This window comes from Streptomyces sp. NPDC049687 (assembly GCF_044465285.1).
GTDB lineage: Bacteria > Actinomycetota > Actinomycetes > Streptomycetales > Streptomycetaceae > Streptomyces.
The window spans coordinates 224,811-238,123 of sequence record NZ_JBITLN010000013.1 but is presented as its reverse complement, the minus strand read 5'-3'; the positions used below and the strand labels follow the sequence as shown (position 1 = coordinate 238,123).

The 13,313-nt window shown below is 67.8% G+C and carries 8 protein-coding genes and 2 pseudogenes; 1 reads left to right on the top strand and 9 read right to left on the bottom strand.

Going from position 1 to position 13,313, the window contains the following annotated elements; translation table 11 throughout:
• A pseudogene (locus tag ACIBVL_RS33740) lies at positions 1-647 on the top strand (3-oxoacid CoA-transferase subunit B).
• A 517-nt stretch (positions 648-1,164) separates the two neighbouring features.
• Here the strand turns inward: ACIBVL_RS33740 and ACIBVL_RS33735 are convergent.
• From ACIBVL_RS33735 to ACIBVL_RS33695, 9 genes and pseudogenes are all read right to left on the bottom strand, one after another.
• Complete coding sequence (locus ACIBVL_RS33735) at positions 1,165-1,794, bottom strand: hypothetical protein (protein ID WP_399103257.1); 630 nt, start codon at positions 1,792-1,794, stop codon at positions 1,165-1,167.
• A 205-nt stretch (positions 1,795-1,999) separates the two neighbouring features.
• Positions 2,000-3,136: an iron uptake system protein EfeO gene (gene efeO, locus ACIBVL_RS33730; RefSeq protein ID WP_399103255.1), complete on the bottom strand. Its 1,137-nt coding sequence runs from the start codon at positions 3,134-3,136 to the stop codon at positions 2,000-2,002.
• 275 nt (positions 3,137-3,411) lie between these two features.
• Positions 3,412-4,689: pseudogene (locus ACIBVL_RS33725) on the bottom strand (helix-turn-helix domain-containing protein).
• 104 nt (positions 4,690-4,793) lie between these two features.
• Entirely contained in the window at positions 4,794-5,486 is a 693-nt protein-coding gene (locus tag ACIBVL_RS33720) for an SDR family oxidoreductase (RefSeq protein WP_399103252.1), read from the bottom strand.
• A gap of 370 nt (positions 5,487-5,856) precedes the next feature.
• On the bottom strand, positions 5,857-7,851 hold the full coding sequence (locus ACIBVL_RS33715; protein ID WP_399103250.1) for a PKD domain-containing protein: 1,995 nt from the start codon (positions 7,849-7,851) through the stop codon (positions 5,857-5,859).
• A 95-nt stretch (positions 7,852-7,946) separates the two neighbouring features.
• The gene (locus ACIBVL_RS33710; RefSeq protein WP_399103247.1) at positions 7,947-8,789 is read right to left on the bottom strand and encodes an ATP-binding cassette domain-containing protein; all 843 of its coding nucleotides are present in this window, start codon (positions 8,787-8,789) and stop codon (positions 7,947-7,949) included.
• A 1-nt stretch (position 8,790) separates the two neighbouring features.
• Entirely contained in the window at positions 8,791-10,563 is a 1,773-nt protein-coding gene (locus ACIBVL_RS33705; protein ID WP_399103245.1) for a dipeptide/oligopeptide/nickel ABC transporter permease/ATP-binding protein, read from the bottom strand.
• On the bottom strand, positions 10,560-11,501 hold the full coding sequence (locus ACIBVL_RS33700; RefSeq protein ID WP_399103242.1) for an ABC transporter permease: 942 nt from the start codon (positions 11,499-11,501) through the stop codon (positions 10,560-10,562). Before ACIBVL_RS33700 ends, ACIBVL_RS33705 begins: the two co-directional genes overlap by 4 nt.
• Positions 11,502-11,529: 28 nt before the next feature.
• Positions 11,530-13,017, bottom strand: coding sequence for an ABC transporter substrate-binding protein (locus ACIBVL_RS33695; protein ID WP_399103239.1), 1,488 nt, complete (start codon positions 13,015-13,017; stop codon positions 11,530-11,532).
• Positions 13,018-13,313: the final 296 nt, after the last annotated feature.

Below are 13,313 nucleotides of genomic sequence, written 5' to 3'. Positions count from 1 at the left end.
ATGGCACTCGACCGCGATCAACTCGCCGCCCGCGCCGCCCGTGAACTCGAGGACGGCCAGTACGTCAACCTGGGCATCGGCCTGCCCACGCTGATCCCCAACCACCTGCCCGCCGGCGTCCATGTCGTACTGCACTCCGAGAACGGCATCCTGGGCGTCGGGCCCTACCCGGTGGACGGAGCGGAGGATCCGGACCTGATCAACGCGGGCAAGGAGACGGTCACGCTCCAGCAGGGCGCCGCGTACTTCGACTCCGCCTTCTCCTTCGGCATGATCCGCGCCGGACGCGTCGATGTCTCCGTTCTGGGGGCCATGCAGGTCTCGGGCCGCGGCGACCTGGCGAACTGGATGATCCCCGGCAAGATGGTCAAGGGCATGGGCGGGGCCATGGACCTGGTCCATGGGGCCCGTCGGCTGATCGTCGTCATGGAGCACACCGCGAAGGACGGCTCCCCGAAGATCGTCGACGAGCTGAGCTTCCCGCCACCGGGCGCGGCGTCGTGGACCGCGTCATCACCGATCTCGCCGTGATCGATGTGTCCCCCGAGGGGCTGACCCTGGTCGAGCTCGCACCGGGCGTCACCCTGCGCGACGTGCAGGCGGCCACTGTGCCCGAGTTGCGTGTTCCGGCCGACATGGCCTTCTGATCCGTGCGGGAGGCGGTACGGGGCAATCCCGCGCGAGGTCCGGGGGACCCTGGACGGACAGAGCCGAAGACCGTACAGACCCTTCCGGGTTCGCCCTCTACTGCGATCACCTCCGCGAACAGCGCCAGGCCAACTCCGCAGTCCCGCGTCACTCAACTGCTTTGGGGGATCCGAGAGTACAGAACACGAGCTTTTGTCCGTTTTTGTGAGGTTCGGTGAGGATGCCCCGGCCGGCCAGGAGAGTCTTGCGGGTGATGCGCAGGTTCTCGCTCACCGCGTCGAGTTCGCCGAGCTGCCGGGTGAGTTCTGCGATGCGGACCCGGAACCGCCCGGCCTGGTCGGCCAGTCGCGCTCGCGGGTTTCGATGTGTTCCAGGATGGCTTTGACCCCGTTCGTCTGCTCCACGATCCACCGCTTGGTCTGCGGAACGAAGCCCTTGTCGTCCGGGGTGCGCTCGACGATCTCGACGTCGATGCCCCCTCCTTGCCATGCTCGACGACCGTCTTCTTGAAGCCGGCTATCCGCCGCGCATGGGAGAGCACGTGGGGGACGCGGCGAGGATCGGTCCGAGGAGGAGCAAGACCGCGACTCCGGCGGATGCCAGCCAGACCGCATACAGCCCGAGGTGGTGTATGCGGCGCCGTGTCACGGCCCATGCGCCGGCACTGGTCAGCGATCCGATGACAAGCGAGGCTGCCAGGCAGACCGGGACCATGAGTACCGGCTCCAAGTACAACGGCACTGGGGGCCGGATCGTTTCGCACAGGTCGGCGCTGAAAGCAAACAGCAGCAAAGGCAGGCTGAAGCTCGTGCATACGGATACCGTCCAGGCGACGGCAGACAGCGACCGGCGGAGAACGCTTTTCCGTCGGATGGTGAGGGCGCCGACGAGAGCCCCGCACATGAGCAGGACCGATGGAGCAGTCCATTCCACCCAGAACCAGCGCAGCGGCGGCCGACGCCGGTAACTGTCAGCCCAGTAGCTGTCGAAAGCGACGGCGACGGACAGCTCCAGGACAAGTCCGGCCAGACCATACGCCGCCGAGCGGGCGTGCGGGGTGTCAGGGAAGGACGGCGGCCACAGTGCGTCTGCGAGGCGGTCGTCCCGGCCGCCGCCTGGTCGACTGCTGCCGATCGTGGTGCGCACAATGCTCCCTCAGTGCGGTTGGGTTATGGCATGGCATGAGCATGAGGCAAGCCGTATCCGAGCGATCTCACCGATGAGCAGTAGGAGCTCGTCGAACCCGTGATCACGGCTTGGAAGGCCCGGCATCCGTCGGTCAGCGGGCATCAGGGAGGTGTACGCGATGCGGGAGATCGTGAACGCGAGACCTACATGGCCCCTCGACCGGCTACTTCGCGACGGCGGCAGCAAGCTTCGCCAGCGACTCCGCCAGCGCGTGGACCGCGTCCGACAGCTGCTTGCGGTCGGCCTCGCCGACCTTGTCGTAGGACGTGAAACCGTACGACGTCCTGTCCACGCGGTACTTGTCGAACATCGTGTTCAGCGTGGCGGACCGGGTGTCCAGTTCGGTCACCAGCGCTGTGTCGTTCTCCTGCCCGACCGCCCTGAGGAGCAGCTCAGATGACTTCTGCACGCCCTCGACGTCGGCCTTGAAGTCGACCAGGTCGGTGTGCGAGTAGGGCTCCTCCTCGCCGGTCGTCATGCTGGAGGCGACCTCGTCGAGCAGTTCCTTGGCGCCGTTGGCCATGGAGGTCGGAGTGATCTCGGCCTTGCCGATGCGTCTCTGCCAGTCACCGAGGTCGGCGATCATCTGGTCGGCGACCTGCTTGTCACGCTCGGTGATTTTCTTGTCCTGCCAGAGGGCCTTCTCCAGGCGGTGCCAGCCGGTCCAGTCGGTGGCCGGGTTCTGGTCATCCCCCAGGCCGTCCTCGCGGACGTCGACCCTGGAGCCGATGTCGCCGAAGGACTCGGCGACCGCCTCGGTGCGCTCCCAGCCAATGCGGGAGAGCGCGTACGTCTTCTTGGCATCCTCGATGTCTCCGTCCTTGACGGCCTGGGCGAAGGTTTCGGCCAGACGCAGCGTCTGGTACGCCTGCTCCTGGGCGTAGGCGCGGTAGGTGGCGACGGCCCAGTCCTGGCGGGGATCACGCTTGTCGCCGGTGCCGCCGGTGACCTTGAGGTCTTGCCGAACACTGTCGGAGTTCATGCCCGCCCTGCAGCCGATCTGGTAGTCACCGGCCTTCACCTCAGCCGTGACCCTCTGTTTGGTGCCGGGGGCGATGTTCTCGCGCTCGGCGACGACCTGGTCGTCCGGGAAGAGGATGTACACCGCGGCGGCCAAGGAACCCTTGTTCTCGATGGCGAGTTGGACGTGCCCGGCGGCGATCTCCTTCTGGGAAGTCTCGCACTTGCTGTCCGCGGCCATCACCTCGATGACGTTGTCGCTGCCGGTGCAGCCCGTGACGGCGGTCAGCGCTGCCGCCGCGGCGGCAGCGCTGACGACGGAGAGTTTGGCGGATCGCATGCAGGCTCCTGAACTGATGGCGGGGTGAGCCGGATCGACGGCATGCCGCCACGCTCGCGGAACCGCCGAGCGCCCTTCCCGGACCCCATTTCGTGCGACTCTCCCCCGCGTATTTCGGTGAGTCATCAGGGAAACCACGTAGTCGAACACGTAAGGAGCCACGCAAGGAGGATCAACCGCTGACAGACGCTCCACTCCGCAGACGGCCGCCCACAACCGGCGCGAGCACTCCAGTCTGCCCGGAAGCCTCTGGCGGAGCGGGTCGTCGATGGCGGTCACCCGGGGCAACTGCGGGGCGCCGGAACGTCTCCGCCGCGGTGACCGGCCTGGGAGACGAGGTGGATGCGCAGAGCCAATTGGATCTCCAGGGCTCGTTCCGGGCTTTCCCAGTCCCGGCCCAGGAGTGCGGCGATCCTCTCTGTGCGCTGGACCACGGCGTTGACGTGGATGTGCAGCAGGTCCTTGGCCCTCAGGCGGCTGCCACCGGCGGCGAAATACGCCTGGAGTGTTCTGACGAGTTCGGTCTCCCTGCGCTGGTCCCAGTCCAGCACGGGGCCCAGGACTCTGCGGACGAAGCCGCCGGTGTCCTGTTCGTTGCCCAGCAGCACACCGAGGAACCCGAGGTCCGCCGCGCAGGCCCCGCCTCCCGTGAGGCCCAGCACATGCATCGCGCTCAGGCATCGGTGAGCCTCCGCGTAGCAGGCGGGCAGGTCCTCCGGCCCCCGGCAGGGTCCCGCGGCGACCACCGTGACCGGTGCGCCGAGTGTCTGGGCGAGGTGGTCGGCCGCGGCGCCGGCGGCCTGGCCGGGCTCGGTTCCGTCGTCGGGGAGCAGCATGACGACGTGCTGGAGGTACTCGCAGCACACACAGGCCTCCCCGTCCGAAGAGGTGCTGCTGGGCCGCGGCCGTGAGCTTGCCGGTCGCTCCCGGTTCGGCCTCGGCGACGAGCACCAGGTGCGGCTGGTGCAGGTCCACGCCGAGTCTGCGGCCGCGTTCGGCGAGCAGGGCGGGATCGCGCGCGGCGCTGTCGAGAAGGTCGGTCAGCAGTTCGCCGCGCACGCGTCGGTGCGGTAGTCAGGGGAGGCGTAGGGGCGCATGGTCTGTGCGACCAGGCCGCCCCGTCCCTCGCCCAGTTGAAGCCTGAGCTGTTGGAAGGCCGAAGAGACCGAGCCGTCGGTGACCCGCATGAAGGTGTCCTGTGCCGCCTCGTCCACCAGAGTGAGGTAGGCGGTGTCCGTTCGCAGCAGGGTTCGTGCCCGTCGGACGATCGAGTGCAGCACCGCGTCTAGGTCACGCAGGGCAGCTAGGTCGCCGGCTGTGTCGAACAGCGCGGTGAGCTCGGCCTCGCGGCGGCGCTGTCGGCGCAGCCCGTGCCGGACACCGAGGGCGGTGGCGACGGCCTTCTCGACCTCCGCCAGGTCCTGGTCGTCGACGGAGCCGGCGCGGGCGCGCGCGGCCAGAGCCGTGTACTGCTCGGCGGAGGCGTCGGTGGCCAGCAACTCCACCAGGTGTCGTAGGTCGGAGGCGGCCGACAGGGCGGTGGGCTGTGACATGGGACGAACCTCAGGCAGGTCGGGTACGAACCTCGGGCAGGGCCGATACGAGCGGAGCGGCCGCGCGCGGTGCCGGGACCGTCGGGAGCGCGGCGGCGCGCTGCTCAGTGGGCGGTGCAGCCGCCGTCCAGCGGCAGGGAGGTACCGGTGACGAATCCGGCGTCCTCGGAGCACAGCCACAGCACCGCCGAGGCGACCTCCTCCGGTTCGATGAGACGCTTGACCGCGCTGCGCCGCAGCATGATCTTCTCCAGGACCTCCGACTCGGCGATGCCGTGGGAGCGGGCCTGGTCGGCGATCTGGGCCTCCATCAGCGGGGTCCGGACGTATCCGGGATTCACGCAGTTCGACGTGACGCCGTGCGCGGCTCCTTCCAGGGCGGCGACCTTGCTCAGCCCTTCCAGTGCGTGTTTGGCGGCGACGTAGGCGCCCTTGAAGGCCGAGGCCCGCATCCCGTGCACCGAGGAGACATTCACGATTCGGCCCCAGCCCCGGGCGTACATGTGGGGCAGCGTGTGCCGGATGATGCGGAACGGAGCCTCGACCATGACCTTCTGGATGAGGGTGAAGCGCTCCGGCGGGAAGTCGTGCAGCGGCGCGACGTACTGGAGCCCAGCGTTGTTGACCACGATGTCCACATCGACGGGGAGGGCGTCGAAGGACGCCGGGTCGGAAAGGTCGCACACACAGGCACTGCCGCCGATCTCCTCGGCCACCTGGTCCGCGGCCGCCTTGGCCATGTCGACGACGTACACGAACGCCCCTGCCTCGGCGAGTGCCTTGGCGCAGGCGCGCAAGGCTCGGCCGAGGGGGGCTCGACTTCGAATGTAGCCACCGTGTTCAGGACGTAGTGGGCATAGATGTCCGCCGCCCCGGCCAAGTCCTCTGGCACGGCTGGCCGGATGATGACTTCACGATCTGCCACGCGGAACTCTTCTCTCGTCTGTTCAGCGTCGGCTCCGCAGGCAAAGCCGGTCGGAAGCCGCCCCCTCAACAGCTCCCGACGCGACGTAGAGGACGTCCCGCGCCGGCGTTGGCCTGCACGTCCGCGGCGGAGCCGGCCCTCGCGGACAAACTCGCCGAGATCTGTCCCAGCTGGCCTCAGACTGACGTGCCGCAACCGGACGCATCTTGTGCGCAGGACCTGGTGGAGGCGAAAGGGGATCTCTAGTGGACGACGACGCGCACCCGGCCGAGGTTCGCCACCTGGGCGAAGGGGGTTGCGGTGTCGCCTTGCCGTTGCGCCGCCACCCTCAGCACCGGGAAGTACGTGCCCGGCTTGGTGTAGGTGAACGTCTGGCTCACCTCGGCGGTTCGGCGAGGTGGCCCGAAGGACTTGGGCGTGAAAGTGCCGGTGCCGGCGAAGTCCCATTCCGTCGTCACAATGCGGCCGGCGGCGGGCGGGACCTTGATCCTGGCCTTGAAGGTGACGGACCGGCCGACGGCCACATCGATCCGGTCGGTGCCGTCGACCGTCAGATCGACGACGGGCTGGATTCCCCGGCGGGCCGTGGCGCTCTCCGGCACCTCGACCTGGCTGTCGTCCACGCTGTAGGGAGTCGAGCGCGCCGGTGCGGCACCCTTCTCCACCCAGGCACTCAGATCGCGCAGCGCTTGCTGCAGGATGCCGGTGAACTCGACGATCTGGGCCGCGCGGGCACCGATGACGGGGCCTTCGAGGTGGTCGGCGTTGTCGTTGAACCAGAGGCGGAAACTGTCGTCGTAGCCCTCGCCGAGGGCTTCCTTGACCCGCGCCCGGTACCAGTCGGCGGGCCAGGGGTAGGCGTCAGTGTCGAGGAGGTTGGCGACCACGATGACCTTGCCGTTGATCCTGCCCGTGTGCGTGCCGCCGCCGCTGGTGGACGCGGAGATGGCGGGGCCCACCTGGACCTTGCGCTGCGGGTAGAGAGGCTGCCCGTCGGGTCCCCGGTATTGGTCCCAGGCGTAGAAGCCGGGACGGGTCGGAACCTGGTAGCGGTGGTAGGCGCGGAAAGCGAGGGACCACCGGTTGTCCATGCGCAGTTTGTCGCCGGTGCCGAGGGCGGCCAGCACCCCGGCGTTGTTCCCGCTGTCGAGGGTGATGACCCGTGTGGTCGGGTCGAGTGAGCCCGAGAGTGTTCCGATGACCGTCGTGCCGTCGCTTTCGTAGGCGGTGAAATCCAGTCCCGTCGTGTCCGGCTGGGACGGCGCGGTGTCGAGGACAAGGCTCTTCGGCTTGTTCTGGCTGTCCAGGTTGATCTGCTCGACCCTGGCCTGATGGTCGATCCGCGCGGCACGGATCAGATCGCCGAGGGGCGACTGTTCGGTGCCGAGGTAGCCCGGCTTGCCCCAGAAATCGTCCGCGTAGGTGGGATCCATACTGCGCACGATGGCCGTGAACCCGAGGAGGCCGTCGGGGGCGGTCAGCCCCAGCACGTAGCGGTAGTCCTCCCACGCACGGAGCGGAACGCCCATCTCCGTGGCTTCGCGCAGCATGGCCCGCTCCACCTCGTTGAGATGCGCGTAGGGGTTGCCGCTGCCGCCGGGTGCCACGGCGTCGGCGATCAGGGGTGCCTTGTTCCGCAGGACGAGCCGGGCCAGGGCGCGGACGGTGAAGCTGTTGGGCATGGAGCCCGGCGTGCCGGGGATGAAGGGCACCGCGCCGTCCCAGACGCCCGAGGTGTTCTCGATGGCGCCGATGGTCTGGTAGGAGCCGCCGCTGCCGCCGTAGACGTAGCCGTAGATCCGTTTCTTCGAGTCGTAGTACCGCGCCGCGTACGTCCGGGAGAACTTGGCCGTGGCCGCGTCCACGCGGTAGCCGATGCCGCCGTTCGTCTGCACGACGTAGGCGCCGCTGTCCACGCCGAAGGCGATGTCCTCGGCGGCTGGGTTCTCGTCCTGCAGCGGATACACCTTGTGGAAGAAGCGGCCCTGCCACTGCCGCTTCAAGGGGAGGCAGAGGGTGAACTTCTTGTCAGTGCCCGCGAAGTGGCCTGAGACCTTGCGGTGCGGTACCGGTGTGGTGAGGTCCGCCTCGCTGTCGATCACAGGTTGGTTGTACAGGGGGTCGTCGCAGTCGGGTGTGACCCATACCGGCCCGCCGTTCACGCGCGCCGTGCACTGCGGCCGGGATGCGGCCGCGGCGCTGGGGACCTGGATCGACGACGCGCCCAGCACCACCACGGTGCCGACTGTCGCATTGCGGACGAAATGGCGTCTTGACCATGCCCCTGCCGGGGAACCGTGCGACCTGTCGTCACCGGCCGTTCCGTGTGTCTTCATGAGTTCCCCTTGAGGTCGGAAAGCTCTGCGGTGTCGAGGTGCAGCCGCTTGGCGCGCCGGATGCGTTGTTTCTTCGGATCCGCGACGGGGGCCGCCATCTGCAACTTGCGGGTGTAGGGGTGCTGTGGGTTCGTCGCGACGTCGTGTGCCTTGCCGATTTCCGCGATGCGGCCCTGGTGGAGGACGGCGATCCGGTCGCTCACCTCGTTCACGACGCCCAGGTCGTGGCTGATGAACAGGTAGGCCACGCCCGTCCGGCGCTGGATGTCCTGCAGGAGCGTGAGGACGCGGGCCTGGGTGGTCACGTCCAGAGCGCTGGTGGGTTCGTCGCAGATGATGACTGAGGGATCGAGGGCGAGGGCGCGAGCGATCGCGATCCGTTGCCGCTGCCCGCCGGAGAACTCCCGCGGGTACCTCCCGCCGGCGTCGGCCGGGAGACCGACGGCGTCCAGCAGTTCCCGTACGCGGGTTCGGCCGCCCTCGGCCCCGGCTGCGACGAGGGGTTCGACGAGGATGTCTTCGACCTGCATGGACGGGTTGAGTGACGAGTAGGGGTCCTGGAAGATGACCTGGATGTCGCGGGCGACCTTGCGTCTGCGGGCCCGGGAGATGTTGCTGATGGTCTCGCCGCGGAAGGTGATCGAGCCTGCCGTGACCGGCGCGAGCCCGAGGACCGCACGGCCGATGGTCGTCTTGCCCGAACCGGACTCACCGACCAGGCTCAGTGTCTCCCCGGCGCGCAGATCGAAGGAGACGTCGTCGATCACCGTAGTCCCGGCACTCTTCCGGCCGCCGTAGCGGACGACGAGGTTGTCGACCTTCAGTACCGGCTCTGGCACCTCATACCTCCGCGATCTCGACACGGCGTGCCGACGAGAGCAGTTCCCGGGTGTAGTCCTCGGCGGGGGACTCGAAGAGCGCGTCCACGTCGCTGCGTTCCACGATGTGGCCGTCGCGCATGACGCTGACCGTGTCGCAGATGTCCGCGACGACACCGAGGTTGTGGGTCACGAGGATCACAGCGAGACCGCGTTCGTCGCGCAGTTCGCGCAGCAGCTCCAGTACCTCGGCCTGCACGGTCACATCCAGGGCCGTGGTGGGCTCGTCGGCCACGATCAGGTCGGGGTTCGAGGCCACCGCGCCGCAGATGAGCACGCGCTGTGCCATGCCGCCGGAGATCTCGTGCGGATACTGGCGGAAGACCCGCTCGGGATCCTTGATGCCGACCCGTGCGAGCAGTCTCAGCAGCTCCCTTTCCGCTTCCTGCTTGGACATCTTCTTCACCGCGCGCAGGCCGTGGGTGAGTTGCGCGCCGACCGTGAAGCAGGGGTCGAGGTTCGACATGGGTTCCTGCGGCACGTAGGCGATGCGCCGACCGCATGCCGCGCGCAGCTGCTGGTCGTCGGCCAACAGGTCCTTGCCGTCCAGCACGATGCTGCCGCCGAGGACGACCGCCTCGCGGGGCAGGATACCCAGGGTCGAGAAGGCGATCTGGGACTTGCCGGAGCCTGACTCGCCCACCAGGCCGTGGATCTCGCCCCGCCGTACGTCCAGGTCGACGCCGTGCACGACCTCGCGGACGCTGTTCTCGCCGTCCGGGTAGCCGATGCGCAGGCCGCGGATCGACAGGACCGCTTCGGCCGGTGCGGCTGCGGGGTCGGCGGTGGTCGACTGGCGTTGCTCCTGCGCCTGCCGGGTCAGTTCGCGGCGCCGGCGCGGGGACAGCGTCGTGCTGTGGGCCGACGACTGGAGCACATCGCGCAAGGCGTTGCCGAGCAGGACAAGCGCCAGGACGGTCAGACTGATGAGGAGGGCCGGCCACAGGACACCGGCCTTGTTGTTGTAGAGGTTGCCGAACGCCTCCTGCAGGACGCCGCCCCAGGATGCCTTGGCAGGGTTGCTCAGACCGAGGAAGCCCAGGCCGGCTTCCATCGCGATCCCGGCCGCGAGGACGAACGAACTCTGGATGACGACGGGCGCGCGAACGGCCCACAGTACGTGGCGGCCGACGATCCTCCGATCGGAGAGCCCGACCACCTTGGCCGCGTCCACGTACAGCTCGCTGCGGACTCCGAGGACGACGGACCGGACCAGCCGGAAGTACGACGGTGCCACGATGAGGCCGTAGACGGCCATGGCCGCGACGATGTTCGACCCGGTCCGGGCATACAGCGCGATGAGCAGGATGACGCCGGGCGTCGACATGACGACGTCGGAAACCCAGTTCAACACCGCGTCGACCCTGCCGCGGTAGAAGCCGGCAGCGAGGCCGCTGGTCACTCCGAGTACGACGGAGACGACGAGTACCACGACACAGGCGAGCAGCGTCTGGCGGGTTCCCCACATCAGCCGGGACAGGATGTCCCGCCCCGTCGAGTCCGCCCCGAGGAGGTGCCCGGAGCTGAACGGGGACGCGTCCACGGCGCTGAGGTCTGTCACGTTCGGGCCGTGGGGGGCCAGCCAGGAGCTGGACAGGCCCAGGAACACCACGAAGAGCAGGAAGGCCAGGCAGACCGCGCCCTGGGTGTTGGTGAGCAGCCGCCGGAAGAGGGATCGACGCTTCGCGGCCGCCTGCACAAGAACGGCCGTCTCCAGCGGGGGAGTGGTGGTCATCGCGTCCTCGCTTTCGGGTTGACCGCTGCCGTGACGAGGTCGCCCAGCAGATTGACGACAAGCACGACCACGATGGTCACCAGCACGCACCCCATCACCAGCGGCACGTCGCCCTTCTGCGCCGAAGTGTTGCTCAGGTCGCCCAGGCCGGGCAGAGCGAACACCTGCTCGATGACCACCGCCCCGCCGATGAGGCCGAGGGTCTGCAGGCTCAGGGCGGTGAGACCGGGACCGGCGGCATTGCGCAGCACATGCCGGAAGACGACCTGCGATTCCGGGATCCCCCGCGCTCGCAGCGTCCTTACGAAATCCTGGGAGAGCGTGTCCAGGACCGCTCCGCGGAACTGCGCGGCGGCGTTGGCGATGGATCCCACAAGGAGGGCGATGACCGGGAGGGTGACCGACTTGAGCCATCCGCTGAGACTTTGGTCCGGTGAGACGTACCCCGTCGCAGGGAGCAGCCGGACCGAGACGGCGAAGGCGAAGACGAGCCCGATCGCGATGATGAAGGCCGGCACGGCCGCTCCCAGCACGGACAGGAACTGCACCACCCGGTCCAACCACCCGCCGCGGACGGCGGCGGCGACGCCCAGGAGGACGCTCGCCACCGCTGTCAGCAGCAGCGACAGAACGATCAGGGTGAGGGTCACCGGTACCCGGGAGGAGAGGGCCGAGGTCACTGACTGGCCCGTGAAGAACGAGTCGCCGAGGTTGCCCGTGACGACGCCCTTGAGCCACTCGCCGTACTGCACCAAGAGAGGCTTGTCCAGACCGAGTCTGACCACCTCCGCCCGGACGTCGGCCTCGCTGGCCCGCGTGCCCAGGACGGCCCGCGCGATCCCCGGCCCGTTGCCGTACATCAGGACGAACGTCGCGAAGCTGACCACGAGCAGCACCGCCAGTGAGCGGACCAGCTTCTTCACCACAGAACCCAACACCTGTCACTCCAATCGTTCATGCGTGGGGCTACTGGAAGTCCCACAGGAGCGGGTGCAGGCCGGACGGGTCGGTGGACTTCCGGACCTTGAGCTTGGGGTTGTAGGCGTAGATGGTGCCCGTGGACACCATCGGGACGAACCAGGCCTGGTCGACGACGTAGCGGTTGATGGCCTGCTGATCCTTGGCCGACTGCTGCGGGTTGTCGGTCACGATCTTTTCCCAGAGCCTGGCCACTGTCGGGTCGGTCTGGTGCATGACGTTCCAGATGCCGTCGGGCAGGATGTAGTCGGCGATGTCCAGCCGCGACTCGCCGTAGTTCCCGAGCACCCACATGGGGATGGGGTACTTGCCGCTGAGCAGTTCACTGATGGCGTTCGGGCCGGACAGGGTGACCTGCTTGACCTTGATGTTCAGCAGGCCCAGCTGCTGCTTGACGACCGGCATCAACGCGTCCAGGTTCTGCCCCTGCAGGTACGGGATCTCGATGCTGAAGCCGTTCGCATATCCCGCCCTCTTCATCAGGGCCTTCGCGGCCTCGACGTCGTAGGGGTAGGGGTCCTTGAGGTCCTTGATGTACGCCGCGGAGCCGGGACGGAAGATCTGCGGGGTCGGGGTGGCCAGCCCTCGGAAGAGGTTCTTCGCCATGGCGTCCTTGTCGAACACCATGTTCATGGCGCGGCGGACGTCCACGTTGCCCAGAGCGGGGATCTTCTTGCCCAGGTGGTCGGTCAGCAGGAGCCGGGCCACCTCGCTCGGCTGCATCTGGATCTTCAGTCCGGATGACTTGGCCTGGCTGTACGTCGCCTGCGTGATGAGGGAGCCGTCGATCTGCCCGGTCTTGAGCGCGTTGATCGTCGCTGTCTCGCTGGTGATGACCTTCAGCACGAGCTTCTTGTACGGGAACGACTTGGCGTCCCAGTACGCGTCGTTCTTGACGAAGGTGTAGACCGAGCCACCGGTCGTCGCCGATGCGTCGAGGGTGTACGGGCCCGAGCCGACCGGAGCCTTGTTCCGGTTGCCCGAGGCCAGGTACTTCGGACTGGCTATCGCGAGGTCACACAGGCGTGCGGTGAGCAGCGGGTTCGACTTCGTGGAGATCACGGCGGTCAGCTTGTCCGGCGTGGAGACCTTCATACCGGCGAAGCGGGCTGTGCTGGCGCCGTGTGTCGCCGCGTACTCGACCGACGCCTTGACTGCCGCCGAATTGACCGGGGTTCCGTCGGAGAACTTCATGCCTGGACGTAGGTGCATTGTCACGCCGGTGTTGTCCGACTTGAATTTCCAGGTCTTCGCGGCGGCCGGCTGGGGCTTGCCCAGAGCGTCACACCGGAAAAGCTTGTCGTACACCGCCGAGGCGCCCCAGCCCTGGTAGCTGGGCTGGTTGACCGGATCCCAGCCCTGGATGTCCTGGGTCATGCCGAGCGTGAGTGTGCCCTTGCCGCCGGCGTTCCCCGAGGTGGAACTCGCGTCGGTACAGCCGCTCAGGGCGACCAGTGCGGCCAGGGCTGTGGTCATCGTGACTGCCGTGGCAGCAGGTCGGGTGGTGCGCCGCATAATGGACTCCTTCGGACGCGAATGAAGTTGCGGCCTGTTTACATGCGGGCCGACGCAGATCCGTCCAGCGCTCGGTGGGAGACAGCGCGAACTGGACGACGTGATGTGTACAACGTTCTACGCGGCAAGTTACGGAGACGGCCAGAACGAGTCAAGAGATCGCACCGACCCCGCCGAGTAACAGTTCCGCAACGCGCCGGTAGCGCGATCTTCACTCTCCAGTGCCGCACCACTCATCACCAGCTAAGTCTCGCCCT